Source organism: Ferrovibrio sp. GW821-FHT12B10 (assembly GCF_058807515.1).
In genome coordinates this window covers 1,909,874-1,932,717 of the sequence record NZ_JBXAQT010000001.1, presented here as the reverse complement: position 1 = coordinate 1,932,717, position 22,844 = coordinate 1,909,874, and the positions used below count along the sequence as shown (strand labels likewise).

30 protein-coding genes are annotated in these 22,844 nt (G+C 64.1%); 13 read left to right on the top strand and 17 right to left on the bottom strand.

Annotated features, from left to right (window positions below):
- Window positions 1-3: 3 nt before the first annotated feature.
- From AC1RRT_RS09850 to AC1RRT_RS09835, 4 genes are all read right to left on the bottom strand, one after another.
- On the bottom strand, window positions 4-156 hold the full coding sequence (locus tag AC1RRT_RS09850; protein WP_492979605.1) for a hypothetical protein: 153 nt from the start codon (window positions 154-156) through the stop codon (window positions 4-6).
- Between the two features lie 112 nt (window positions 157-268).
- Window positions 269-865 carry a hypothetical protein gene (locus tag AC1RRT_RS09845; protein WP_493013616.1) on the bottom strand — a complete coding sequence of 199 codons (597 nt, stop codon included), beginning with the start codon at window positions 863-865 and terminating at the stop codon, window positions 269-271.
- A gap of 159 nt (window positions 866-1,024) precedes the next feature.
- Complete coding sequence (locus AC1RRT_RS09840) at window positions 1,025-1,354, bottom strand: hypothetical protein (protein WP_493013615.1); 330 nt, start codon at window positions 1,352-1,354, stop codon at window positions 1,025-1,027.
- 112 nt (window positions 1,355-1,466) lie between these two features.
- On the bottom strand, window positions 1,467-1,757 hold the full coding sequence (locus AC1RRT_RS09835; RefSeq protein WP_493013614.1) for a hypothetical protein: 291 nt from the start codon (window positions 1,755-1,757) through the stop codon (window positions 1,467-1,469).
- Between the two features lie 222 nt (window positions 1,758-1,979).
- On the opposite strand from AC1RRT_RS09835, the gene AC1RRT_RS09830 reads away from it, so the two are divergent.
- Window positions 1,980-2,216, top strand: coding sequence for a hypothetical protein (locus AC1RRT_RS09830; protein WP_493013613.1), 237 nt, complete (start codon window positions 1,980-1,982; stop codon window positions 2,214-2,216).
- Window positions 2,217-2,238: 22 nt separating this feature from the next.
- Here AC1RRT_RS09830 and pssA read toward each other — a convergent pair whose 3' ends face one another.
- Entirely contained in the window at window positions 2,239-3,087 is an 849-nt protein-coding gene (gene pssA / locus AC1RRT_RS09825) for a CDP-diacylglycerol--serine O-phosphatidyltransferase (RefSeq protein WP_493013612.1), read from the bottom strand.
- Between the two features lie 48 nt (window positions 3,088-3,135).
- Window positions 3,136-3,828: a phosphatidylserine decarboxylase gene (locus AC1RRT_RS09820; protein ID WP_493013611.1), complete on the bottom strand. Its 693-nt coding sequence runs from the start codon at window positions 3,826-3,828 to the stop codon at window positions 3,136-3,138.
- A gap of 194 nt (window positions 3,829-4,022) precedes the next feature.
- Between AC1RRT_RS09820 and AC1RRT_RS09815 the strand changes: the two genes are divergently transcribed.
- Entirely contained in the window at window positions 4,023-5,000 is a 978-nt protein-coding gene (locus AC1RRT_RS09815; RefSeq protein WP_493013610.1) for a Bug family tripartite tricarboxylate transporter substrate binding protein, read from the top strand.
- A 68-nt stretch (window positions 5,001-5,068) separates the two neighbouring features.
- Here AC1RRT_RS09815 and AC1RRT_RS09810 read toward each other — a convergent pair whose 3' ends face one another.
- On the bottom strand, window positions 5,069-6,898 hold the full coding sequence (locus tag AC1RRT_RS09810) for an ABCB family ABC transporter ATP-binding protein/permease (RefSeq protein WP_493013609.1): 1,830 nt from the start codon (window positions 6,896-6,898) through the stop codon (window positions 5,069-5,071).
- Window positions 6,899-7,050: 152 nt separating this feature from the next.
- Here AC1RRT_RS09810 and AC1RRT_RS09805 point away from each other — a divergent pair, with 152 nt between their 5' ends.
- Entirely contained in the window at window positions 7,051-7,899 is an 849-nt protein-coding gene (locus AC1RRT_RS09805) for a fumarylacetoacetate hydrolase family protein (RefSeq protein ID WP_493013608.1), read from the top strand.
- A 94-nt stretch (window positions 7,900-7,993) separates the two neighbouring features.
- Here AC1RRT_RS09805 and AC1RRT_RS09800 read toward each other — a convergent pair whose 3' ends face one another.
- From AC1RRT_RS09800 to AC1RRT_RS09765, 8 genes are read right to left on the bottom strand one after another with little or no spacing between them, the layout of a single operon-like run.
- On the bottom strand, window positions 7,994-9,037 hold the full coding sequence (locus AC1RRT_RS09800) for a quinone-dependent dihydroorotate dehydrogenase (protein WP_493013607.1): 1,044 nt from the start codon (window positions 9,035-9,037) through the stop codon (window positions 7,994-7,996).
- Complete coding sequence (locus tag AC1RRT_RS09795) at window positions 9,034-9,660, bottom strand: hypothetical protein (protein ID WP_493013606.1); 627 nt, start codon at window positions 9,658-9,660, stop codon at window positions 9,034-9,036. Before AC1RRT_RS09795 ends, AC1RRT_RS09800 begins: the two co-directional genes overlap by 4 nt.
- Window positions 9,657-10,001, bottom strand: a complete 345-nt coding sequence (locus AC1RRT_RS09790) for a DUF952 domain-containing protein (RefSeq protein WP_493013605.1) — start codon at window positions 9,999-10,001, stop codon at window positions 9,657-9,659. Before AC1RRT_RS09790 ends, AC1RRT_RS09795 begins: the two co-directional genes overlap by 4 nt.
- 1 nt (window position 10,002) lies before the next feature.
- Window positions 10,003-10,398 carry a 3TM-type holin gene (locus AC1RRT_RS09785; protein WP_493013604.1) on the bottom strand — a complete coding sequence of 132 codons (396 nt, stop codon included), beginning with the start codon at window positions 10,396-10,398 and terminating at the stop codon, window positions 10,003-10,005.
- A gap of 9 nt (window positions 10,399-10,407) precedes the next feature.
- Complete coding sequence (locus AC1RRT_RS09780; protein ID WP_493013603.1) at window positions 10,408-10,596, bottom strand: cell wall hydrolase; 189 nt, start codon at window positions 10,594-10,596, stop codon at window positions 10,408-10,410.
- The gene (locus tag AC1RRT_RS09775) at window positions 10,593-11,033 is read right to left on the bottom strand and encodes a portal protein (protein WP_493013602.1); all 441 of its coding nucleotides are present in this window, start codon (window positions 11,031-11,033) and stop codon (window positions 10,593-10,595) included. The genes AC1RRT_RS09780 and AC1RRT_RS09775 overlap by 4 nt, the downstream gene beginning before the upstream one ends.
- 5 nt (window positions 11,034-11,038) lie before the next feature.
- Complete coding sequence (locus AC1RRT_RS09770) at window positions 11,039-11,260, bottom strand: hypothetical protein (protein ID WP_493013601.1); 222 nt, start codon at window positions 11,258-11,260, stop codon at window positions 11,039-11,041.
- Between the two features lie 37 nt (window positions 11,261-11,297).
- Window positions 11,298-11,786: a hypothetical protein gene (locus AC1RRT_RS09765; RefSeq protein ID WP_493013600.1), complete on the bottom strand. Its 489-nt coding sequence runs from the start codon at window positions 11,784-11,786 to the stop codon at window positions 11,298-11,300.
- A gap of 140 nt (window positions 11,787-11,926) precedes the next feature.
- Between AC1RRT_RS09765 and AC1RRT_RS09760 the strand changes: the two genes are divergently transcribed.
- The 4 genes from AC1RRT_RS09760 (at window position 11,927) to AC1RRT_RS09745 (ending at window position 16,625) form a co-directional block, all read left to right on the top strand.
- Window positions 11,927-12,562 (top strand): S24 family peptidase, encoded by a 636-nt coding sequence (locus AC1RRT_RS09760; RefSeq protein WP_493013599.1) that lies wholly within the window; start codon window positions 11,927-11,929, stop codon window positions 12,560-12,562.
- Between the two features lie 11 nt (window positions 12,563-12,573).
- Window positions 12,574-13,365 carry a cupin domain-containing protein gene (locus AC1RRT_RS09755; RefSeq protein WP_493013598.1) on the top strand — a complete coding sequence of 264 codons (792 nt, stop codon included), beginning with the start codon at window positions 12,574-12,576 and terminating at the stop codon, window positions 13,363-13,365.
- On the top strand, window positions 13,362-16,136 hold the full coding sequence (locus tag AC1RRT_RS09750) for an ATP-dependent DNA helicase (RefSeq protein WP_493013597.1): 2,775 nt from the start codon (window positions 13,362-13,364) through the stop codon (window positions 16,134-16,136). Before AC1RRT_RS09755 ends, AC1RRT_RS09750 begins: the two co-directional genes overlap by 4 nt.
- 66 nt (window positions 16,137-16,202) lie before the next feature.
- Window positions 16,203-16,625, top strand: coding sequence for a tellurite resistance TerB family protein (locus tag AC1RRT_RS09745; protein ID WP_493013596.1), 423 nt, complete (start codon window positions 16,203-16,205; stop codon window positions 16,623-16,625).
- 9 nt (window positions 16,626-16,634) lie between these two features.
- Here the strand turns inward: AC1RRT_RS09745 and AC1RRT_RS09740 are convergent, their stop codons facing one another.
- The gene (locus AC1RRT_RS09740) at window positions 16,635-16,997 is read right to left on the bottom strand and encodes an antibiotic biosynthesis monooxygenase family protein (protein ID WP_493013595.1); all 363 of its coding nucleotides are present in this window, start codon (window positions 16,995-16,997) and stop codon (window positions 16,635-16,637) included.
- A 24-nt stretch (window positions 16,998-17,021) separates the two neighbouring features.
- Window positions 17,022-17,963: a diacylglycerol/lipid kinase family protein gene (locus AC1RRT_RS09735; RefSeq protein WP_493013594.1), complete on the bottom strand. Its 942-nt coding sequence runs from the start codon at window positions 17,961-17,963 to the stop codon at window positions 17,022-17,024.
- Window positions 17,964-18,098: 135 nt separating this feature from the next.
- On the opposite strand from AC1RRT_RS09735, the gene AC1RRT_RS09730 reads away from it, so the two are divergent.
- The 6 genes from AC1RRT_RS09730 (at window position 18,099) to AC1RRT_RS09705 (ending at window position 22,836) form a co-directional block, all read left to right on the top strand.
- On the top strand, window positions 18,099-18,575 hold the full coding sequence (locus AC1RRT_RS09730; RefSeq protein ID WP_493013593.1) for a thermonuclease family protein: 477 nt from the start codon (window positions 18,099-18,101) through the stop codon (window positions 18,573-18,575).
- A gap of 87 nt (window positions 18,576-18,662) precedes the next feature.
- Window positions 18,663-18,971, top strand: coding sequence for a 50S ribosomal protein L21 (rplU, locus tag AC1RRT_RS09725; protein ID WP_493013592.1), 309 nt, complete (start codon window positions 18,663-18,665; stop codon window positions 18,969-18,971).
- 32 nt (window positions 18,972-19,003) lie between these two features.
- Complete coding sequence (gene rpmA, locus AC1RRT_RS09720) at window positions 19,004-19,264, top strand: 50S ribosomal protein L27 (RefSeq protein ID WP_493013591.1); 261 nt, start codon at window positions 19,004-19,006, stop codon at window positions 19,262-19,264.
- A 119-nt stretch (window positions 19,265-19,383) separates the two neighbouring features.
- Entirely contained in the window at window positions 19,384-20,433 is a 1,050-nt protein-coding gene (obgE, locus tag AC1RRT_RS09715) for a GTPase ObgE (RefSeq protein ID WP_493013590.1), read from the top strand.
- Complete coding sequence (gene proB / locus AC1RRT_RS09710) at window positions 20,426-21,541, top strand: glutamate 5-kinase (RefSeq protein WP_493013589.1); 1,116 nt, start codon at window positions 20,426-20,428, stop codon at window positions 21,539-21,541. The genes obgE and proB overlap by 8 nt, the downstream gene beginning before the upstream one ends.
- 14 nt (window positions 21,542-21,555) lie before the next feature.
- Window positions 21,556-22,836 carry a glutamate-5-semialdehyde dehydrogenase gene (locus tag AC1RRT_RS09705; protein ID WP_493013588.1) on the top strand — a complete coding sequence of 427 codons (1,281 nt, stop codon included), beginning with the start codon at window positions 21,556-21,558 and terminating at the stop codon, window positions 22,834-22,836.
- The last annotated feature ends 8 nt before the right edge of the window (window positions 22,837-22,844 follow it).

Sequence of the window (22,844 nt, the reverse complement as noted above, 5' to 3'; positions counted from 1 at the left end):
GCCTTACAGCTTGATGGCCAGATCGCGGATCGCCGTGCGGCAGGCATCGGCTGTACGTTCGAGATAAGCACGGGCGTCGGGACGAAGATCATCCTGCTGCAGCTGCTCGTTGATGGACGCAAGTATGGTGCGCAGGTGCCGAATGCGGGCCGGCATGTCTTTATCCCCCTCAGGCGAATCATGTGTCGAATCACGTGTCACGCGGGGGAGAGTGGATGGGTTAGGTTAACAAAAACTGACCCCCATCAGACCGACAGGCCCGAGCGCGTCATGTCGGTCGTAATGCAGCGCGCCGACGCACGGTGCGACGCAGGCCTGGCGTGAACGCGGGCAGGCCCGCAGCGAATCCCACGGCCGGTACGCCGGGAGAGGCCAGCCGGTCGAGCGACACAACATCGGGTATGACCACATCTTCGGCCGCAACGGTCAGCACGGCCTCGTCATCAGGACGCGGCGCCTCGGGGACAGGCACCGACATGATGGTGACGGTCTGCGGCGCAGCCGATGCCGACGGGGGCTCGATTGCCGTTTCGGGCTCGCGAATCGGCGCCGATTCGGCCGCCGGTTCCTCGGCCGTCACGGACTCCATCTGCATCTGCGTCGCCTGTACGACCATGCGATCGAGCATGGTCTTCAGATTCGGCGGCACCGGATCGTAGCCTTTGAGAATCAGCACCAGCGCCGGCCGCATCATGCCGAGTTTTTCCGCCAGCAGCTCGAAGCTGATGCCGAAGCGCCGGCAGGCATCCAGCACCTGCGGCTGCACATCGCGCAGGTAATAGACGCGGCCATCCCGGCGCAGGCAGGGCAGGCCGTCATCGACCAGAAAATCGTCGTCTTGCTGAACGTCATAGAGCAGGGTCATCGGGCGTCTCCGGTCGCAGAAGCGAGGTTGGGCGCGGGGTGGCCGTATCCCGGAGACAACAGACAAACGGCCGGAGAAGTTTCCGCCGGCCGTGGATGGTTCGGTGATCAGCACGGGACAAATGCGTGACGCAGGCCCCAGATGGCGAAAAGCCCTGGTTTACAGGCGATCCGCGGCGGTGGCGGCGACCGATTGCCAAGCGGTCAGGCCGGTGCTGAGGCTCAGGCCCTTGAGCACGAAATCCTCGATCACGCGCTTGGTCTGGCGCGGCACGGCGTCATGGCCCTTCAGCATCAGCACAAGCTGCCCGCGCGGCATGGAGAAGCGCGTGGCGAAAAGATCGAAGCCGATGCCATGGGCGCGGCAGGCTTGCATCACCAGCGGCTGCACATCCTCGGCGAAATAGAGCTTGGCGCCACGTTCGATGGTGGTGAGGCCGCTGCTGGTGAAAGCGGGACGCGCGAAACGCGGATACTGCATCGGATTCACGACGGCGCTCCTCTGTCTGACAGGCATGGATGTCAGGGCAAACGCCGCAGTCGCCGCAGGGTTTCCTGCCGCGTCTACGAATCTTCAGATGACACAGAAAGATGTGAAGCGATCAGACGCTGAGATCGGCCCGGCGACCCATGCCGCGCGGACGCGGGCTGTTGGTCTTGGCTTCAGTGGCGGCAGCGTTGTTGTCGGATTTCGAGCCTTTTTCCCGCTTGCCGTTGGCCGAGTTGCTGGTATTGCCTGATGCGACCGCCGCCTGGCGGGTCTGGTTGCCGACCGGCATGCCCGACACGGCGGCAGCCTGCTGGGCCGCCGTCGCGACCTGCTGAGGGGTCGCCGGAGCCTGGGCCGGCTGGGCTTGCGGCATGGGCGCGCCAGGTGGGATGATCATGCTCATAAGACAGATGTATGATGGTCCTGTAAGCTTTACAAGAACTTAAAGTTTCACTGCCGGTGCCCGGCACAATTATTAATAACTGCAACGGGAAGAGGTCTGCTCCTGTCCAAGCCCAAGGCGAGTAAACCCGGCCTGCTGAGCCGCCTGTTCGGCGCCGCGCCCGCCACCCCCAAGCCGCCGCAGAAGTATACCGGCCCGGCCAAGGACGAGGCCCAGAAAGAGGTGGAGAGCCGCAAGCTGCGGGCCCAGCTGGCCGAGCAGATCCGCACCTTGCGCGCGCGCCTGAACCCCCAGCTGCTGAAGCTGGCCGAGAAGATCGCCAAGAAAGGCCCGCCGGTGACCGACCAGGAACGCGCCACTCTGGCGATCGAGCTGTTCCTGGCGCAGAAGAAGGATGGCGGCACCTTCGCCAGTCGGCTGAAGGAAAAGATCGAGGAACGCCGCCGCAAGAGCCACTGAAATCAGTGGCCGTCGCTTTGCGTCAGTGCAGGATGCTGCGCGGCGGCTCTACCGGCTTGTCATCCGCAGGGGCCGCCGTCGTCACGGTCTCACCGACCACCGTGGCAGCCGTGCCGTGATCGCCGCGCTTCAGCCGCTCATGGGCTTTGAGCGAAAACGGGATCGAGGCGATATAAGCGATCTCGATGGCGGCCAGCGTGTACCACGGCTGGTTCAGCAGGCCGGCGACCAGGATGCCGACGCCCAGCAGCACCAGGCCGATATATTCGCGCGGCACGCGCACGCGCTTGAAAGAATAGGTCGGCACGCGGCTGACCATCATGCCGCCGATGACCAGCATCCAGATCGCATTCAGGCCGGCCGAGCGGAAGAAATCGCTTTCCAGTTCAAGGCTGATGATCAGGAACAGCAGGCTGAGGCCGGCGCCGGCGGGTGCTGGAATGCCGGTGAAGAAGCTGCCGGTCCAGACCGGCTTCTCGGCATCGTCGAGTGCGGTGTTGAAGCGGGCCAGACGAAGCGCGGCGCAGACCGCGAAGGCCAGCACCACAACCCAGCCGGTGTTGCCACCGCCGAGCGTATTCAGCGTCCAGAAATACAGCACGATGGCCGGCGCGACGCCGAAGCTGAGGAAGTCGGAAAGTGAATCAAGTTCGGCGCCGAATTTCGAGGCGCCTTTCAGCAGGCGCGCGACACGGCCATCCAGCATGTCGAACAGCGCCGCAGTGGCGATGGCGAAAACCGCGAACTTGAACTGACCCATGATCGCGAAGCGGATGGCCGTCAGGCCGGAGCACAGCGCGATGATGGTCAGGATATTCGGCGCCAGCGTGTTGAGCGGCAGGTTGCGCAGCTTGATCGGCTTCATCGGCATCGTGGTCTCCTGTGACCGCCAGACTAGTCTGGCGGTCTTACAGTGATATTAACGTACCGTACCCGTCCGGGGCTGCTCGGTGGCGCCGTCCTCGGCGATCACCGTCTCGCCGGCGATGCAGCGCTGGCCGGTGATGGCCAGCGGCACCATGCCGTCGTCAAGATAGACGTCGACGCGGCTGCCAAAGCGGATCAGACCGAAACGCTCGCCGGCCTTGTAGGTTTCACCCTCGCGGGCCTCGCAGAGGATGCGGCGGGCGACCAGGCCGGCGATCTGGACAACCGCGATCTCCTTGCCCGAGGTCAGCTTGAGCCGCATCGACTGGCGTTCGTTGTCGATGCTGGCCTTATCGAGCGCGGCATTGAGGAACTTGCCCGGGCGGTAGGCGAGCGCGGTGACGACCCCCTCGGCCGGGGCGCGGTTCACATGCACGTCGAAGACATTCATGAAGACGGAAATGCGGGTGCGGGCATCCGTGCCCATGCCCAGCTCTTCCGGGGGCACGGCGCGCTCGATCATCTGCACCACGCCATCGGCCGGCGAGATCAGCAGGCCTTCGCGGTCGGGGGTGACGCGGGCCGGGTCGCGGAAGAAATAGGCGCACCAGCAGGTCAGGATGACACCCAGCCAGCCCAGCGGCTTGGCGACCCAGAACAGGATCAGGGTGACGATCGCGAAGATGGCGATGAACTTCCAGCCTTCACGATGGATCGGCACCAGAACGGAACGGATCGTGTCCATGGACGCGGTCATCCTCTACGGAAAAGTGATGTGTGCAGCATGCGGCCTGCAATGTAGCGATTGCCGCCCTCGGCTTAAAGACCTACCGGGCCAGAGCCTTGCGCAAAAATATGGCAGCCATCGGACGATTTTCCGGCCCGCTTGGCCATGCTAGGACTCTGTCTACTGAACTTTCGGATCTATGGAGGACTACCATGACGCCCATGCAGCGTCTTCGCAGCTTCACCCTCACCGCGGCCGCCGCCCTTCTCGTGGCTGGCTCGGCCTTCGCGCAGGCCTATCCGTCCAAGCCCGTCACCATGGTTGTGCCCTTCCCGGCCGGCGGCACCACCGACATCGTCGCACGCCTGACCGCCCAGAAGCTGTCGGAAGCCTGGGGCCAGCCGGTGATCGTCGACAACCGCGCCGGCGCCGGCGGCAACATCGGCTCGGCCATGGTTTCCAAGGCCGCCCCCGATGGCTACACCATCCTGATGGGCACGGTCGGCACCCATGCGATCAATGCCAGCCTCTACGAGAAGATGCCCTATGACGTGGTGAAGGACTTTGCGCCGATCACCAATGTCGCTGCCGTTCCGAACATGCTGGTGATCAATCCCGCCCTCCCCGTGAACTCGGTGAAGGAGCTGATCGAATACGGCAAGAAGAATCCGGGCAAGCTGAACATGGCCTCTAGCGGCAACGGCACCTCGATCCATCTCTCGGGCGAGCTGTTCAAGGTGATGACCGGCGTGGCGATGGAGCATATCCCCTACAAGGGCTCGGCGCCGGCGCTGACCGACATGATGGGCGGTTCGGTGCAGGTGATGTTCGACAACATGCCCTCGGCCCTGCCGCATGTGAAGGCCGGCAAGCTGAAGGCGCTGGCCGTGACCACGGCCACGCGCTCGCCCGCCATCGACCTGCCGACCATTGCCGAAGCCGGCGTGCCTGGCTTCGAGGCGGCCTCGTGGTTCGGCCTGCTGGCCCCGGCCGGCACGCCGAAGGAGATCGTCGCCAAGATCCAGGCCGATGTCGTCAAGGCAATGAAGACCACTGACCTGACCGAGAAGATGGCACAGCAGGGCGCGGTCGCCGTCGGCAACACGCCCGACGAGTTCGCCGCCTATATCAAGGTCGAACTGGCGAAGTGGGAAAAGGTGGTGAAGGCTTCGGGCGCGAAAGCCGACTAAGCCTTCGCTTCACGCGATACGAAAGGGCCGGCCCAGAAAGATATTCCTGGGCCGGCCTTTTTTGTTGCTCAATCGCCCGCCGCCGAGAGCACGGCGACGGTGGCGCCGCCGGCCTTGGCCTCGGCCTCGCGCGCCTGCTGCTGCTTGTGCCACAGCGCGGCATACAAGCCGTTGTGATCGAGCAACGCCTCATGACGGCCGCGCTCGGCGATACGGCCCTGATCCAGCACAATGATTTCGTCGGCATCCACCACGGTGGAGAGCCGATGCGCGATCACCAGCGTGGTGCAGCCTTCGGCGGCGCGGCTCAAGGCCGCCTGGATTTCACGTTCGGTATGGGTATCGAGCGCCGAGGTCGCCTCGTCGAACACCATGATCCTCGGGTTCTTCAGCAGCGCGCGCGCAATCGCCACGCGCTGCTTCTCGCCACCCGAGAGCTTGAGGCCGCGCTCACCCACCATGGTCTGCATGCCATCGGGCAGTCGCGCGATCAGGTGATCGAGTTGCGCCATTTTCGCGGCCTGCATCACCTCTTCATCAGATGCGCCGACGCGGCCATAGCGGATGTTGTAAAGAATGGTGTCGTTGAACAGCACCGTATCCTGCGGCACGATGCCGATTGCCTGCCGCAGCGAAAGCTGCGTCACATCGCGGATATCCTGGCCGTCGACGCGGATGCTGCCGCCCTGGATGTCGTAGAAGCGATAGAGCAGACGCGACAGCGTCGACTTGCCCGCGCCCGACGACCCGACGACGGCGACCTTGGCGCCGGGTGCGATGCGGAAACTGACACCGGACAGAATCTCGCGGCGCGGATCATAGGAGAAATGCACGTCGGTGAATTCGACCAGGCCACGGCTGATCTGCAGGTCCGGCGCGCCGGGCTTGTCCTGCACTTCCTCCGGCACCACCAGCAGCTTGAACATGCCTTCCATGTCGATCAGGCCCTGCTTGATCTCGCGATAAGCGAAGCCAAGGAAGTTGAGCGGCATGTAGAGCTGGATCAGATAGGCATTCACCATCACCAGGTCGCCCAACGTCATGGTCCCGTCGCGCACACCCATGACGGCCAGCGTCATCAGCGTGATCAGGCCGACCGAGATGATGGCGCCCTGCCCCAGGTTAAGCACGGACAGGGAAACCTGGGTCTTTACGGCGGCGCGTTCATATTTCTGCAGCGCATCGTCGAAGCGGTGCGCCTCATGCGCCTCGGCGGTGAAATATTTCACCGTCTCGTAATTGAGCAGGCTGTCAATGGCGCGGGTGTTGGCGCGCTGGTCCTCGTCGTTCATCACCCGGCGGTACTGGGTGCGCCATTCGGTGATCGCCAGCGTGTACCAGATATAGCCGCCGATGGTGGCCACCGTGATCAGGGCGAAGGTCCAGCCATAGAGCCACCACAGCACGCCACCGACCAGGCCGATCTCGACAATGGTCGGCACGATGTTGAAGGTCATGAACTGCAGCACGAACTGGATGCCCTTGGTGCCGCGTTCGATCACACGGGAAAGGCCGCCGGTCTGACGCTCCAGATGGAACCGCAGGGACAGTGCGTGCAGGTGATTGAAGGTTTCCAGCGCCAGGTTGCGGATGGCGGCCTGGGCCACCTTGGCGAATACGGCGTCGCGCAACTCGCCGAAACCCTGTGCACCCATGCGGGCCAGACCATAGGCCAGCACCAGGCCGACCACACTCATCAGCGCCACCTGGCCCGCGGAAACCCCGTGGTCCATATGGTCCACCACCTGCTTGAACAGATATGGCACTGCAACATTGACCAGTTTCGCCGCGACCAGGAAGCCGAAGGCGATCACCACTCGGCGGCGCAGATCGGGCCGGGCACGCGGCCAGAGTCGCGAAATCAGCAAGGCGGGTAGTGATTTTTTCAAGTCGGTCATGATGGGCAGGGCTGGAGCGATTGATTAGGTTGGGCGACGTCAGGCTCGCCGATTTCGCGTTGGGGGGCTTGATCCGTGTGGCGGGCGAAGCCTATCGTTTGCCCCCGATTAATCCACGTTATTTTCCTGTTAGGCTTTGAGGGAGCAGTGCGATGAAAGTGGTGAGCTTCGTCCGAAATGGCAAGAGCTCGTATGGCGTCGTCAGTGGTGACGGCATCGTCGACGTGGGTGCCAAGCTGGGCTCCAAATATCCCGATCTGGTCGCGGTGCTGAAGGCCGGCGCACTGGCCGAGGTGGAAGCCGCCGCCAAGGGCGCCGCGGCGGACGCCAAGCTGGAGGGCACGACCCTGCTGCCGGTCATTCCCAATCCGGGCAAGATCGTCTGCGTCGGCGTCAACTATGACGAACACCGCCGCGAGATGGGCCGCGAGCCGCCGGGCCATCCCACCATCTTCGTGCGCTTCCCTGAAAGCCAGGTCGCCCATAACCAGCCCCTGCTGAAGCCTGCCGAGTCCGACAAGCTGGATTACGAAGCCGAACTGGCCGTGATCATCGGCAAGCGCGGCTACAAGGTTTCGGAAGCCGACGCCTTCAGCATCGTGGCCGGCTATTCCTGCTACAACGATGGCTCGGTGCGCGACTGGCAGACCCATACCGGTCAATTCACCCCGGGCAAGAACTTCGTCGCCACCGGCGGCTTCGGCCCGTGGATGGTGACGGCGGATGAAATCCCCGATGCCCAGGCGCTGGAAATCCAGAGCCGCCTGAACGGCCAGGTGATGCAGAAGTCCAACACCGAGCTGATGACATTCAACATCCGCAAGATCATCAAGTATGTGACGACCTTCACGCCGCTGGAACCCGGCGATGTGATCGCCACCGGCACCCCGGGCGGCGTCGGCACCAAGCGCAACCCGCCGGTCTACATGAAGGACGGCGACATGATCGAGATCGAGATCGAGAAGGTCGGCCTGCTGCGCAATCCGGTGAAGAACGCGTAAGCACTCGTATTCATTCAGTGAAAGCGGCGCCCTGGTGGCGCCGTTTTTATTTTTGATACCCCGTGAATAGCCGGCCTTGGCCCGCCATCACGACTTACGTCTTGCCCACCGCCTCAGCCACGCTCTTGAATCCATCGCGCTTCAGCAGGGCCGCCAGCTCGGCCTTGATACGCGCCACCAGGGCCGGGCCTTCATAGACCAGCGCCGAATAGAGCTGCACGGCCGAGGCGCCGGCGCGGATTTTCGCATAGGCCTGTTCGCCGGACCCGATGCCGCCGACGCCGATCAACGTGGTGCGGCTGGCGACCTGTTCATGCAGGCGCTTCAGCACGGCGGTGGATTTCTCGAATAGCGGCTGGCCGGACAGGCCGCCGGTCTCAGCCTTATTGCCGCTCTTCAGCGTGTCCGGACGCGCGATCGTGGTGTTGCTGGCAACGATGCCGTCCAGCCCATAGCGCAGCGCCAGTTCGGCCACGGCATCGATATCCTCGTCGGCGAGATCCGGTGCGATCTTCACCAGCAGCGGCGCGCGGTACTGGGCATGCAGCGGTTGCAAACGTTTCAGCAAGGCGTCCAGCTCTTCGCGGCCCTGCAGATTCCGCAAGCCCGGCGTGTTGGGTGAAGAGACATTGACCACGGCGAAGCCACAGAGCGGCGCCAGCCGCGCGTAGGAGATCGCGTAGTCGCCAGGGCGATCGGCCGAATCCTTGTTGGCGCCAAGATTGACGCCGACCAGACCCGTCTTCCCCCGGCGCGCCTCCAGCCGCGCGGCGGCGACGTCAAGGCCATCGTTGTTGAAGCCCATGCGGTTGATCACCGCGCGATCTTCCTCCAGGCGGAAGACGCGCGGGCGCGGATTGCCACCCTGAGGCTTCGGCGTGATGCCACCGACCTCGACGAAGCCGAAGCCGAGCTTCAGCATCGCATCGGGCACTTCGGCATTCTTGTCGAAACCCGCGGCCAGACCGACCGGACTTGCAAGGCGCTGGTTGAACAGCGTGGTTGTCAGCACTGGATCATCGGTACCGCCGATGCACGGCACCAGACCGGTTTTCAGGGCCTTCAGGGTCAGGCGATGGGCAGTCTCGGCATCGAGGTTGCGCACCAGCGGCCAGACAAGATTGCGATAAAGAGTCATGCCACGGTCTCCGGCGCGGACAGCGCCTGGGTTGAAAGCGGTTCATAGGCCAGGGAAGGATACTGCGTCTCGCGCATCAGCATCACCTCCCGCACGGGAAAATCCAGAGCGACCGGATGGGCCGCGATGCGCCCGGCGAAATCAGCCGGCAGGGCCTGTGGCTGTGCGTAGCGAGCCAGCGTCAGGTGGATCAGGTCATAGCGCGGCGCACCGCCGGGCGGCGGCGGCAGGGCGGCGGCCATTTCGCGGCGCAGGTTCCAGATCGCATCATCGGATTCGGCTATGGCGATGACAGCCGTGGGCGTGGCCTTGATATGGCGAAAGCGCAGGGTCGGCATTGCATGTCGCCGGCACCAGTCCTGCACCGTGGATACAGCAATTCCCTGCACGCCAGCCCAGTAGGCGTCCTTGTCGAACGCCTGGCGCACCGGCGCGATGCTGTAGAGCGAAAGATGCAGAACCGACAACGGCGCCACATGCAGGATGGCATGTCCGCCGGCCAGACCGGCCACCGTGTCAAGCAGCGCTGCTCCCGCCGCCTGCACGGCCCGGTCGGCCATGGCGACGACATTGTAGGAACGGACCGGCTGCTGCCACAGCGGATCGCCAACGAATCCGGTCACGGCTCCAGCTCCGGAAACACATGGCGGCCGTCGAAGCCTAGTCGCAGCTCTTCGACGCGATGCACGGCCGCAACCGGGAGATTGCCATACAGATGCGGGAAGAGATCGTCGTTGCGCGACCTCTCCCATTTCAGCGGGGCGGTCAGCGCCGTATCGCGCACATACAGCAGCCGCAGGTCGGTCAGGCCGGCATAATGCTTGGCTGCGGTTTCGGCTGCCTGCTTCGCGGTGGAGAAATGAATGAAGCCGTCGCGGATGTCATGGGCGGTGCCGGAAAATACCCCGGCGGCCTGCGCGGCCGCCCAGTCGGTGGCCGAAATGATGCGGTAAATCGTGGTCATCTTATTTTCTTGTACCTGTCTTCAGGTCATAGGCCCGAATGCCGGCCAGCCCCAGCATGCCGGTCAGCATGGTGTACTGCAACTCGACGGGGATGTCAGGCAGCGCGGGAACGTCCCTTGAGAAAAGCATCAGGACCCAGGCCATCAGCGGCCGCCCGAGCCAGGCATAGCCAAGCGAATAGACGCAGAGCCAGCCCGCACCCCAGCGCCAGCCACCTGCGCCCGAGCCGGCCTCGGCCTTGTTGACCTCGATCTGGGCAAGGTTGCTCTGCATGAAGGCATCCAGCACGCGACGGGTCGCCTCGTCCTCGGCCTGGGCGCGGGCGGCGGGATCGGGGATGCGGTCGACCAGCGATTTGATGATCGGCGCCAGCGCCGGAATCAGGAGCTGCAGCATGTGATGCCCCTAATGGATGTCGTTGTAGAAGGCATGATGGCCGATCACCACGCAGGGCGTGCGGCCCTTGACCCAGGCCGGCGTGATGTCGATGGCGTGATAATGCGTGGCCCCGAAGCTGTAATCAGTGAGCCGGCCTGCCAATGCTGCCCGGGCGATGCGCAGCGCCAGCGCGAAGCTGACATCGGCTTCGCTCACCTGGAGCAGCTTGATGCGGTTGGGGTCGCTTTCCAGCCGACGCTCAAGTTACTGCGATCGAACTGCGCCTGCAAAAGCTCGGCCGCCTTGTCGAGTTCGGCCGCCATCGCGCCATGCTGTTCCTGCGGCACATCGCGACCGGGCTGGAAGGCAAACCAGCGCGACCAGGGCGGCGTGAGCTGCGACAGTAGCGACGCGGCCAGCTGCTCGGCGCCATCGGCAGCGGTCGCATCGAATAGGCGCTCGCTCACGCGATGGCTTGCACCGGCAGCCTGACCAGATAATTGACCGGGACGACGTGCTGGCAACGCATAGTCGTAGCAATCCTGCCAGAGCGCATCCCAACTGCCGCGCTGGCTGCGCACGCGACCATAGCGGCGGCGCAAGGCATCGGGCTGCAGCGGATCATCGACAGAAGAAAAAGTCGTTGCTTGCATGGCCGTCACTCGCCCAGCAGCCGCTTGGGCGTGGGACCGGCAGCGGCGCCGGCCGGGGCGTCATCGACGCCGCGCCAGGAGGTGGCGATGGTTTCGCCCTGGGCGCGACGGCGCCGTTCGCGCGCCGCCTTTTCGGCGATCTCGGCCTCGCTCTCGGCCGGCGGCGGGGGAGCTGGGGGCGGCGGAGGGGGCGGCGGAGGCGGCGAGGACCCGAAGATTCCACCCATGATGTGGCCTTTCTGCAGGAAGAGAGCGTTAAGTTGCTTAAATGTTCTTTTCGCGATCAATGTAGAACGAAACAAATCCATAATCAAGGGATATTTTCCGCAACTCAAGAAATAGTTCCCACGGTGTTCTCACTGTCCAACGATGCAAGCCGATTAAGCGCTTGACCGTTTCGACACAGGAAAACGGCAGCGGCGGCGCCAGCCGGCGCGGCGGATCGAGCACGGGAACGGTGAGCGCACATTGCCCCAAGTTGCGCAGATGGGCCGCCAGGTCGGACTCGGGCGACCAGCGTGGAAATCCATGGATTTCAAGGCGATGGGAGAGTGGATCAACTCCCACCCAGCCGTCCTCCATGGCCAGGTAGGCCAGGCAGTGGCGGAAGCCGGGCTTGAGCCGGCGCAGCTTGGGAAGACGGGTTTCCTCGGCGAAAACCACCACGGCCCGGCGTTGGCAGCCAGTCCCTGATACAGGGTATGCGGGAGACGCAAATCCCGGTTTAGTCGGTTTTTCAGTGGTTTGTTTCATATCCAGCCCCACTGCAGGCGGAACAGATTGGAAATACACGCCCTTGTTGACCCTTATATTCCTATAATGTTCTCTTGTCAAACGCATACAGTGATAATATTCCTGTAGCCAAAATCCTGAATTTACAAGACTATCGTCCCATGCTGACACATCGGGCTATCTGGGCCGCCATCGACGGGCTGGCCGAACGCTATGGACTGACCGCCTCGGGACTGGCCCGCAAAGCGGGGCTGGATCCGACCACCTTCAACCGCTCCAAGCGCGTCTCGCGCGATGGCAAGCAACGCTGGCCGTCGACAGAGTCGATCTCCAAGGTGATCGAGGCGACCGGCGCCAGCGTGCCGGAATTCATGGATCTGCTGTCCGATATCGGCGGCGTGGCACGCAGCACGCATCGCGTGCCACTGATCGGCCTGGCCCAGGCCGGCAAGGATGGCTTCTTCGACGATGGCGGTTTCCCCACCGGTGAAGGCTGGGAAAAGGTGCCCTTCCCCGAGATCGGCGATCCCAATGCCTATGCGCTCGAGATCACCGGCGACAGCATGCTGCCGGTGTATCGCGATGGCGACGTGGTGATCGTCTCGCCCGCCGCCAATGTGCGCCGCGGCGATCGCGTGATCGCCAAGACCATGCAGGGCGAAGTGATGTGCAAGTTGCTGGCGCGCCGCACGCTGACCCGCATCGAGTTGGCGTCTTTCAATCCTGCCTACCCCGAGCGCGTCTTCGACGTGCAGGACATCGCCTGGATCGCCCGCATCGTCTGGGCGGCACAGTAGAACGGCGCGCCATGGACGCGGATCCGACACGGCGCCACGTCACCCAGAGTCTTTTGCAGACCGCTGCGACACTAGGCGTCTTGAGGCTTGCTTTCGCTGGCAATGCCTTTGCTGCGACGATAAAACCCGCGACTGAAATCTGGGCCGGCAATGTCGTCGCTCTGGCCCGGGATTTCCGGCAGCGCAGTCTGTCCCAGCAACAATGGCAACAGGCAATCGCGGCACTGAATGCGACCGTGCCAATCCATGAACTACTGTCCTATATCGATTTCGACCGGCTTAAATCGGTTCTTGTCGCCAAGGGTGCCGGCGAACACTACGAACGGATACGACTGCCCGCACTGGATAACGGCGGCCAGCGCATCTGGAGCGCCGTTTTCATCCTGCCTGAAGGCGACGCCATTCCGCCACATGCGCATAACAACCTGGCCACGGCGCATCTGGTCCTGCAGGGCCGCTTCCGCGCACGCACCTTTGATCGCATGACGGATGCACCAGGGCACATGTTGCTCAAACCGAAGATGGACGCCGCGTTCAGTGTTGGTGAAACCGTCAGCATGTCGGATGACTGCGACAATGCACATTGGTTTATCGCGGAAAAAGGACCCGTTTTTACTTTTGATATCAGCATACGCTCACCCGATCTTCGTCAGTATCAGAATCCCACGGATCGCGATGGCCGCATCTTCGTCGCGCCCGCAGATAGACGCGGCAGCGATGGGCTGATAGAGGCTGCCGTGATCAATCATGACGACAGCCTGAGCCGGTTTGGCAAAGCTGACAGTTTTCTGATGTACCGATGACACAGAGTCTTTCCGCCGCACTGGGACGACTGCCGGCGCTGGTTGCCGGCGGCGGGTTCGCCTGGTGGTTTGAGAACGGCCGGCTGGAAAAGATTTCCTCCGATACGGCGGCCCGCCGCGCCCGCGCCACACCGCCTTTGCTGGTGCATGGCAAGGCGACGGCAACGCGGCTCGGCGTCGAACCCTTCCCGTCTTACGATCTGCTCGATCTTTTTGCCTTCGTGCGGCCGGCGAAATTCTGCCTGCCGACGCCGCACGGCCTGCTGTCGCGCGTCAATCTCGATGCCGCCGATGACGAAGAGGCCGTGCAGTATCTGCATCATGCGGCGCAGGCGCTGCTGGAAGATTTGCCGCGCCAACAGCCGCGTGCGCTGAAGCGCAGCGCGCGCCTCGCACAGACGTTGCAAAAAGCCGGCTGGCCCTGGGCGATCTATCTGCTCACCGCGCTGGGGCCGGATGCGGCCAGTGTGCCCGCCGGCGGTTTCGGCGGGCTTGATATCTGGCAGGAGCTGCCCGAATGGGTGGATTACGCGCCGCCGCCGCCGCCCGATACACAGTCGGTCTCGCCGATGGAGGCGCGCGAACGGCTGGCGCGCCTGCTCGGCACAGTGTCGGAGCTGCGCGAGACACAAGCCGATTACGCCGCCACCACCGCCCAGGCCTTTGCGCCGCGCGAGATGATCGGCATGCCCGAGATCGTGCTGGCTGAAGCCGGCACCGGCATCGGCAAGACGTTGGGCTATATCGCGCCAGCCAGTGTCTGGGCCGAGAAGAATGGCGGCACGGTATGGCTGTCCACCTATACCAAGAACCTGCAGCGCCAGATCGACGGCGAGCTGGACCGACTCTTCGCCGACCCCTCCGAGAAGGCGGCCAAGGTGGTGGTGCGCAAGGGCCGTGAGAATTATCTCTGCCTGCTGAATCTGGAAGACGCGAGCCAGGGCGGCGTGGCGCGGCCACAGGATATCGTGCCGCTCAGCCTGATCGCACGCTGGGCCGGCGCGACGCGTGACGGCGACCTGGCTGGCGGCGATTTCCCCGCCTGGGCGGTCGATCTGCATGGCCGCAACCGCACGCTAGGTCTCACCGACCAGCGCGGCGAATGCATTCATGCCGGTTGCCCGCATTACCGCAAATGTTTCATCGAACGCAGCGTGCGCAAGTCGCGCAAGGCCGAGATGGTGATCGCCAATCATGCACTGGTGATGATCCAGGCCGCCATGGGCGAGGATGAGTCGCAGAAGCCGCTGCGCTACGTCTTCGATGAGGGCCATCATCTTTTCGAGGCCGCCGACGGCGCCTTCGCCGCGCATCTCACCGGCATGGAAGGCGTCGACCTGCGGCGCTGGCTGCGTGGACCGGAAGGTGGTCGCCGCAGCCGAGCACGTGGGCTTGGCAATCGCATCGGCGATCTGGTGGCGCAGGATGAGCGCGGCAAAGCAACGCTGGACGCCATCGTGGAAGCCGCACGCTGCCTGCCCGGCGAAGGCTGGCTGGCACGCATCGGCGAAAACAACCCGCAGGGCAGCGGCGAAAAATTCCTGGCCAAGGCACGGCAGCAGATTCTGGCGCGCAGCGCCCAGCCCGACTCACCCTATGGCCTGGAATGCCCGACGCGCGAGCCGGTCGATGGCCTGATCGAGGCCGCGATGGATTTCGCGCGTGGCATCGACCGCCTGCTGGAGCCGCTGAACGGCCTGACCAAAAGCTTAAGCGACATGCTGGCCGACGAAACCGCTGAGCTGGACACGGCGACGCGCAGCCGCATGGAAGGCGCGGTGCGCGGCCTGTTGCGGCGCAAACTGACATTGGACGCCTGGCGCAGCATGCTGCTCGACCTGCAGACCGAGACACCGCCGGCCTTTGTCGACTGGTTCGGTCTGGAGCGCATCGACAGCCGCGACCTCGATCTCGGCCTTTATCGCCATTACCTCGATCCGATGCTGCCTTTTGCGGCCGCCGTGCTGAAGCCAGCCCATGGCGTGGCCATCACCTCTGCCACTTTGCGCGACAACGCGCCGGCCAAGGCCGATGCGGCGCCGGAGCAGGCCTGGGAAAGCGCCGAGATCCGCAGCGGTGCGCGCCACCTGCCACAGCCAGCTCGCCGCGCGGCTTTCCCCTCGCCGTTCGATTACGCCAACCGCACCCGCGTGCTGGTCGTCACCGACGTGCGTCGCGATGCGATGGACCAGGTGGCGGCGGCCTATCGCGAACTTTTTCTGGCGGCCGGCGGCGGTGGGCTGGGATTGTTCACCGCGATCTTCCGCCTGCGCGCGGTGCAGAAGCGCATCCTGCGGCCGCTGGCCGAAGCCGGCTTGCCGTTATATGCGCAGCATGTCGATCCGCTCGACAACGCCACACTGGTCGACATCTTCCGCGCCGAGGAACATGCCTGCCTGCTGGGAACGGACGCGATGCGCGACGGCGTCGATGTACCGGGCGCATCCTTGCGCCTCGTCGTCTTCGACCGCGTGCCCTGGCCGCGACCGGACCTGCTGCACAAGGCGCGCAAGGCCGCCTTCGGCGGTCAGGCCTATGACGATCTGCTCACCCGGCTGAAGCTGAAGCAGGCCTATGGCCGCCTGCTGCGGCGCGCCGATGATTACGGGGTCTTCGTCGTGCTGGATGCGCAGTTGCCGTCTCGATTGCTGTCTGCATTCCCGGCCAGCGTCGATGTGCGGCGCGTCGGGATCCGGGATGCGGTGGCGGAAACCGCCAGCTTCCTCAAATCGCTGCAGGCTGGCACTGGCGAAGCGCAGAATCTGGCGTAAGCTTTAGGCCATCCTTTTGCCGCATTCGGCGGCTAGTTCGACGCTTCCCTCCTGAAGGTTTCCCGCATGTCGACCATCACGCCCCAGAACGCCCTGATCTATGCCATGGTGATTGCCGCCGTGGCCGACGGGAAGCTGAAAGATACGGAAGTCGCCGCCATCGATATGGCCGTGCGGCATCTGCCTATCTTCCGTGGCTTTGGCGTCGATGCCATGCAGGTCGCGATCGGCGACTGTGTCGCACTGCTGGATCAGGAAGACGGCGTCGATGCGGTGCTGGGCCTGGTGACGGAGGCGCTGCCCCGCGACTGGACCGAGACCGCCTATGCGCTGGCCTGCGACATTGTCGCCGTCGATGGTCATGGCCGTCAGGAAGAGCTGCGCTGGCTGGAAATGCTGCGCCATGAACTGCAGGTCGAGCGCCTGCACGCCGCCGCCATCGAGCGTGGCGCCGGTGTGCGCTACAAGCGGCTGCCCAACCACGCCTGAGCGATCAGGTCAGGGGAGTTCCGAAGTCTGCATATTGTAGGCGCGTTCCACCTTGGCAACGCGGATTTCGTAATGCTCGTACCAGGCCTTGCGGCCCTGGCGCTGCACCGCCAGATGCTCGGCATTATTCTTCCAGTTTCGGATATTCTCTTCGGTGTCGAAATAGGCGACCGTGATTTCATAGCCACCGACTTCGGTGGCATATTCCACGCCGAGAAATCCGGGCTGCCTGCCCACTAGGTCTCCCATGCGTTCTGCCGCAGTGTGATAGGCGCTGTCGTCGCCACTGGCATCATGGGGCGTATGCTGCGCCGAAAAGATCACGGCATAATATGGCGGCTTGGGTGTCTTGGCGAAACGTGCGGTCGACATGGGGCGGGGTCCTCTGCTGGGAGGTTATTCGGCCGCCTTTTCTAGCATGATCTGCACCAGCGGACTGCCCTTGGGCAGAATCAATGGAATCGCTTTTGCGCCGATGCGCGTCGCTGCCGGCAGAAAAGCCGCGATATCGCCATCGGCCTGTACCGGTTCGCCGGCAGGTCCTTCGATCACGATCTCGCGACCGCGCACCAGCTCGATCTCGGGCAGCTTTTGCAGCAGGCCCAGTGTCATCGCCGCGGTGGCGCGCAGCGCGCCGATGCGGCCGCCCATGCGGAAGAGGCAAACTTCAAACGCCGGATCGTCCAGCCGCGCGTTCGGCGAGCAGACGAACTTGCCGCCGTAGAAATGCCCCTTGGCGATGACAGCCGAGGCGCAGTCATAAGGCTTACCGTCGATGATCAGGCGATAACCCGGTACCTCGTATTGTACGAGCTGGCGCAAGCTCTCGATCACATAGGCACCCTTGCCGAGCCAGCGCTTCAGCTGCGGCGGCAGCTTGGCCACCACATGCGCATCGAAGCCGACGCCGGCCATGATGGTGAACAGGCGATCGTTCACGAAGCCGGGCCAGATCATGGTCGACGGCCCATGCAGCACCGCTTGCATCACTGAGGGTGGATCGAGCGGCAGGCCGATTTCCATCGCCAGCACATTGGCGGTGCCCAGCGGAAAGATGCCGAGCGGCGCGCTGGTGTCGGGCAAGCCGTTCGCCACTTCGCCGATGGTGCCGTCGCCGCCGGCCGCGACCACGGCATCGTATTTCTCGGCATGGCCGTCATGGGCGAAGCGTTCGGCATCGCCGCGCTGGGTGGTGGGGCGGAACTCCACCGCGCAGCCGGAATCTTCGAGCAGGTCGAGATAAGCCTCCAGGCGATGGCGTTTCCGACGCCCGGCCGTCGGGTTGTAGATCACCAGCAGACGGCGGCGATAGGACACAGGCAGGGCGGCGGCAGACATCCTGGCCCGGATAACAGATTTCGCAGGGCGGCGTCAGCCATGGTTTTGTGACAGTCGCCCCCTTGGCATACAAAGTTATGCTAAGCCGGACGCATGACATGGTATGCGATTCGGCTCCTGCCCCTGCTCTTTCTTATGCTGGCCTCGCCGGCCATGGCCGCCGAACCGGCGCTGCTCCCCAGCGTGCTGGACGGCGACACCATCAAGATGGCGGGGGTGAACTATCGCCTGCATGGCATCGACGCCCCGGAAAAAACTCAAATATGCCAAAGGGATGGTCACGACTGGCTGTGCGGCCAGGAGGCGGCGGCCTACCTGCGTGGCCTGATCCGCGGCCGGCCGGTGACCTGCCAGGAAAAGGATCGCGACCGCTACGGTCGGGTGGTGGCCATCTGCTATGCCGGCCAGGACGATCTGAACCGCGCCATGGTGCGGGCCGGCCTGGCCTGGGCCTACCGCTCCTATGCCCGGGATTACGAGGATGCCGAGCTGGAGGCCCAGATCATGGGCAACGGCATCTGGGGTCCGTCTGCCCGGGCCCAGCCGGCCTGGGACTGGCGCCGTGAAAGACGCGCCAAACCCGCCAAGAACCCCGCTGGAATCCGGGGTTGACAGCCCCTTTGCCCCGGCTATAGTGCGCCCCTCGAATTCAGGCGGTGCCGGACGGCTGGCACTGCCGCTTTCTCATGGAATATCAATATGTTCGCAGTGATCAAGACCGGCGGTAAGCAGTACAAGGTGGCCAAGGGCGACGTGCTCGAGGTCGAACTGGTGGCTGGTGAAGCCGGCGCCAAGGTCGAATTCAACCAGGTGCTCGCAGTCGGCAACGGCGGCGACGTCAAGGTTGGCAAGACCCTGAGCAGCGCCAAGGTGATCGCCGAAGTCGTCGGCCTGACCCGCGGCCCGAAGCTGGTCATCTTCAAGAAGCGTCGCCGTCAGAATTCGCGTCGCAAGAACGGTCATCGCCAGCGCTACACCGCGGTGAAGATCCTCGAGATCGCCGCCTAAGCGCGCGCTGAAAAGTTTAAGGAGACAGTTCCATGGCACATAAGAAAGCTGGCGGCTCTTCCCGCAACGGTCGCGACTCAGAGTCCAAGCGCCTCGGCGTCAAGAAGTACGGCAGCGAGTCCGTCGTTGCCGGCAACATCATTGTCCGTCAGCGCGGCACCAAGGTGCACCCGGGCAAGAACGTCGGCATCGGCAAGGATCACACCCTGTTCGCCACCGCCGATGGCAAGGTGAAATTCCATGACGGCAAGGGCAGCCGGTCCTACGTTTCGGTGCTGCCGCCGGAGGCGTGATCACACGCGCCTTTCCCGCAAGCATCACAATCGATCAAGGGGAATGGCGCAGGCCATTCCCCTTTTTCTTTGGTCCAGCCCAATCTTCCCTTTTGTCAGACTGACACCCCGATACACACATGAAGTTCCTCGACCAGGCCAAGGTCTTTATCGAAAGCGGACAGGGCGGCCCCGGCTCCGTCAGCTTCCGTCGTGAGAAGTTCATCGAATACGGTGGACCTGACGGCGGCAATGGCGGCAAGGGCGGCGACGTCTGGGTCGAATGCGTCGACGGCCTCAACACGCTGATCGACTATCGCTACCAGCAGCATTTCCGCGCGGCGCGCGGCGGTCATGGCTCCGGCCGCCAGCGCTCGGGCGCCAATTCCGACGACGTGATCCTGAAGGTGCCGAAGGGCACGCAGGTACTAGCCGAAGATAACGAAACCCTGATCGCCGACCTGACCGAGATCGGCCAGCGCGTGCTGCTGGCCAAGGGCGGCGATGGCGGCTTCGGCAACGAGCATTTCAAGTCGGCAACCAACCGCGCGCCGCGCCGCGCCGATCCCGGCTGGCCCGGTGAAGAGAAGTGGGTCTGGCTGCGGTTGAAGCTGATCGCCGATGCCGGCCTGGTCGGCCTGCCCAATGCCGGCAAGTCGACATTCTTAAGTCGTGTCAGCCGCGCCAAGCCCAAGGTCGCCGACTATCCCTTCACGACGCTGAAGCCGCAGCTGGGCGTGGTGAAATCGAATGACCGCGAATTCGTGCTGGCCGATCTGCCTGGCCTGATCGAAGGCGCCGCCGACGGCGCCGGTCTCGGCCATCGCTTCCTCGGCCATGTCGAGCGCTGCGCCGTGATCCTGCACATGCTGGATGGCACGGCCGAAGATCCGGTCAAGGACTGGAAGCTGATCCGCAAGGAGCTGAAGGTCTATGGCGCCGGACTGGACAAGAAGCTTGAGATCATCGGCCTGAACAAGATCGACGCGATTCCGGCCGACGAACTGAAAGACAAGATCGCGAAACTGAAGCGTGCAGCCAAGCGCCCGGTCTTCGCGCTCTCGGGCGTCACCGGCGAAGGCGTGCAGGCGGTGAGCGATGCACTCTATGCCATCATCGCCGAGGCGCGTGCAGCCGAAAAGGCGGCTGCAGGAATTGAAGTTGGCGAAGTCGAGACGGACGATGAGTAACGGCCTCGCATCGGCAAAGCGCATTGTCATCAAGGTCGGTTCATCACTACTGGTCGATGCCGAGAAGAACACGCTGCGCGATGCCTGGCTGACCGCACTGGTCGAAGACATCTCGAAACTGCGCAGCGATGGCAAGGAAGTGCTGGTCGTCTCCTCGGGCGCCATCGCGCTCGGCCGCCGCATCCTGGGCCTGGACGCGAAAGCCATGCGGCTGGAGGAAAGCCAGGCTGCCGCCGCAGCCGGCCAGATCCGGCTGTCGTCGGCCTGGCAGGACGCGCTGGCAAAACACGATCTCAAGACCGCACAGCTGCTGCTGACGCTGGGCGACACGGAATCGCGCCGGCATTACCTGAATGCGCGCGAGACCGTGAACACGCTGCTGAAGCTTGGCGTCGTTCCGGTGGTCAACGAGAATGATACCGTGGCCACCGCCGAAATCCGCTTCGGCGACAATGATCGCCTGGCCGCCCGCGTGGCGCAGATGATCTCGGCCGACTGCCTGGTGCTGCTGTCGGATATCGACGGTCTCTACACCGCCGATCCCGGCCTCGATACCAATGCGAAATTCCTCTCCGAGATCGAGGCGATCACGCCCGAAATCGAGGCCATGGCCGGCGTGTCGCGCTCGGGCCTTGGCCGTGGCGGCATGATCACCAAGATCGTGGCAGCCAAGATCGCCGTCGGCGCGGGCTGCGCCATGGTGATTGCCAATGGCAAGCAGATGCATCCGGTGCGGAGCGTGCGCGACGGCGGCCGCTGCACCTGGTTCCATGCCCATTCGACGCCAGCGGCGGCGCGCAAGCAGTGGATTGCCGGCCATCTCAATCCGCAAGGGACGCTGACGCTGGATGACGGCGCGGTGAAGGCGCTGCGCTCGGGCCGTTCGCTTCTGCCCGCCGGCGTGACCAAGGTCGAAGGCCGCTTTCAGCGCGGCGATCTGGTGCGTGTCTGCGCGACGGACGGCGCCGAGATTGCGGTCGGGCTGTCGGCCTATGCCGATGAGGATGCCCGCCGCATCAAAGGCCATAAATCCGGCGACATTGAAGATATTCTCGGCTACCGTGGCCGCGACGAAATGATCCATCGTGATGAGTTGGTGCTGCGATGACCTTGCATGCGAAAATGGCTGTCTCCAGTTCGATCACGGACGTGAACGCCCTGATGGCTGGCATCGGCCGCGCGGCGAAGGATGCCGCCGCGCTGCTCAGCACCGCCAACACCATGCAGAAGAACAGCGCGCTGCTTCAGGCCGCCAAGGCGATCCGCGCCAACGAGGCCGCCATCCTGAAGGCCAATGCCGAGGATGTCGCGGCGGCCAAAGCCAAGAACCTGACGCCGGCGCTGCTCGACCGCCTGCTGCTGGATTCCAAGCGCATCGCGGCGATGGCTCAAGGGTTGGAAGAGATCGCCGCCCTGGCCGATCCTGTGGGCGACGTGATTGCCTGCTGGACGCGACCCAACGGCCTGAAGATCGAGCGCGTGCGCACGCCGCTGGGCGTGATCGGTGTGATTTACGAAAGCCGCCCCAATGTCACCGCCGATGCCGGCGGGCTCTGCCTGAAGGCCGGCAATGCCTGCGTGCTGCGTGGCGGCAGCGAAAGCTACAATTCCAACAAGGCGATCCATGCCTGCCTGGCCGAAGGCCTGCGTCAGGCCGGCCTGCCGGAAGCCGCGATCCAGCTGGCGCCCACCACCGACCGCGCCTTCGTCGGTGCCATGCTGACGGCGGCGGAGTATTTCGACGTGATCGTGCCGCGCGGCGGCAAGTCGCTGGTGGCCCGCGTACAGGCGGAAAGCCGTGTGCCGGTCTTTGCCCATCTGGATGGCAACGTGCATGTCTATGTCGAGGCCAGCATCGATCTGGCCATGGCGGAATCCATCGTGCTGAACGCCAAGCTGCGCCGCACCGGCGTCTGCGGCGCGGCCGAGACCCTGCTGGTCGACAGGGCCGCCGCTGCCACGCATCTGGCGCCGCTGGTCAAGATGCTGCTGGATGCCAACTGCGAAGTGCGTGGCGATGCCGAGACGCAGGCGGTCGATGCCCGCGTCAAGCCGGCCACCGAGGAAGACTGGGCGACCGAGTATCTCGATGCCATCATCGCCGTGAAGGTAGTGAACGGCCTGGACGATGCCATCGCGCATATCAGCACCTATGGCTCGCATCATACCGACGCCATCCTGACCCAGGATGCGCAGCATGCCGCGCAGTTCATGAACCGGCTCGACAGCGCCATCCTGCTGCACAATGCCTCGACGCAGTTCGCTGATGGCGGCGAATTCGGCATGGGCGCCGAGATCGGCATCGCCACGGGCAAGATGCATGCACGCGGGCCGGTCGGCGTCGAGCAGCTCACCACCTTCAAGTATCTGGTGCATGGCACCGGCCAGATTCGGCCGGTCTGACCAGAACA

Coding starts and splice junctions, on each gene's coding strand:
- AC1RRT_RS09730 (WP_493013593.1), top strand. CDS start 18,099: ATGCTGGCCTCGCCGGCCATGGCCGCCGAACCGGCGCTGCTCCCCAGC.
- pssA (WP_493013612.1), bottom strand. CDS start 3,087: ATGCCGATGAAGCCGATCAAGCTGCGCAACCTGCCGCTCAACACGCTG.
- AC1RRT_RS09740 (WP_493013595.1), bottom strand. CDS start 16,997: ATGTCGACCGCACGTTTCGCCAAGACACCCAAGCCGCCATATTATGCC.
- AC1RRT_RS09815 (WP_493013610.1), top strand. CDS start 4,023: ATGACGCCCATGCAGCGTCTTCGCAGCTTCACCCTCACCGCGGCCGCC.
- AC1RRT_RS09755 (WP_493013598.1), top strand. CDS start 12,574: ATGGACGCGGATCCGACACGGCGCCACGTCACCCAGAGTCTTTTGCAG.
- AC1RRT_RS09735 (WP_493013594.1), bottom strand. CDS start 17,963: ATGTCTGCCGCCGCCCTGCCTGTGTCCTATCGCCGCCGTCTGCTGGTG.
- AC1RRT_RS09805 (WP_493013608.1), top strand. CDS start 7,051: ATGAAAGTGGTGAGCTTCGTCCGAAATGGCAAGAGCTCGTATGGCGTC.
- AC1RRT_RS09835 (WP_493013614.1), bottom strand. CDS start 1,757: ATGAGCATGATCATCCCACCTGGCGCGCCCATGCCGCAAGCCCAGCCG.
- AC1RRT_RS09820 (WP_493013611.1), bottom strand. CDS start 3,828: ATGGACACGATCCGTTCCGTTCTGGTGCCGATCCATCGTGAAGGCTGG.
- AC1RRT_RS09850 (WP_492979605.1), bottom strand. CDS start 156: ATGCCGGCCCGCATTCGGCACCTGCGCACCATACTTGCGTCCATCAAC.
- rpmA (WP_493013591.1), top strand. CDS start 19,004: ATGGCACATAAGAAAGCTGGCGGCTCTTCCCGCAACGGTCGCGACTCA.
- AC1RRT_RS09785 (WP_493013604.1), bottom strand. CDS start 10,398: ATGCTGCAGCTCCTGATTCCGGCGCTGGCGCCGATCATCAAATCGCTG.
- AC1RRT_RS09760 (WP_493013599.1), top strand. CDS start 11,927: ATGCTGACACATCGGGCTATCTGGGCCGCCATCGACGGGCTGGCCGAA.
- AC1RRT_RS09765 (WP_493013600.1), bottom strand. CDS start 11,786: ATGAAACAAACCACTGAAAAACCGACTAAACCGGGATTTGCGTCTCCC.
- AC1RRT_RS09770 (WP_493013601.1), bottom strand. CDS start 11,260: ATGGGTGGAATCTTCGGGTCCTCGCCGCCTCCGCCGCCCCCTCCGCCG.
- AC1RRT_RS09745 (WP_493013596.1), top strand. CDS start 16,203: ATGTCGACCATCACGCCCCAGAACGCCCTGATCTATGCCATGGTGATT.
- AC1RRT_RS09845 (WP_493013616.1), bottom strand. CDS start 865: ATGACCCTGCTCTATGACGTTCAGCAAGACGACGATTTTCTGGTCGAT.
- AC1RRT_RS09775 (WP_493013602.1), bottom strand. CDS start 11,033: ATGCAAGCAACGACTTTTTCTTCTGTCGATGATCCGCTGCAGCCCGAT.
- AC1RRT_RS09705 (WP_493013588.1), top strand. CDS start 21,556: ATGGCTGTCTCCAGTTCGATCACGGACGTGAACGCCCTGATGGCTGGC.
- AC1RRT_RS09810 (WP_493013609.1), bottom strand. CDS start 6,898: ATGACCGACTTGAAAAAATCACTACCCGCCTTGCTGATTTCGCGACTC.
- rplU (WP_493013592.1), top strand. CDS start 18,663: ATGTTCGCAGTGATCAAGACCGGCGGTAAGCAGTACAAGGTGGCCAAG.
- obgE (WP_493013590.1), top strand. CDS start 19,384: ATGAAGTTCCTCGACCAGGCCAAGGTCTTTATCGAAAGCGGACAGGGC.
- AC1RRT_RS09800 (WP_493013607.1), bottom strand. CDS start 9,037: ATGACTCTTTATCGCAATCTTGTCTGGCCGCTGGTGCGCAACCTCGAT.
- AC1RRT_RS09750 (WP_493013597.1), top strand. CDS start 13,362: ATGACACAGAGTCTTTCCGCCGCACTGGGACGACTGCCGGCGCTGGTT.
- AC1RRT_RS09790 (WP_493013605.1), bottom strand. CDS start 10,001: ATGACCACGATTTACCGCATCATTTCGGCCACCGACTGGGCGGCCGCG.
- proB (WP_493013589.1), top strand. CDS start 20,426: ATGAGTAACGGCCTCGCATCGGCAAAGCGCATTGTCATCAAGGTCGGT.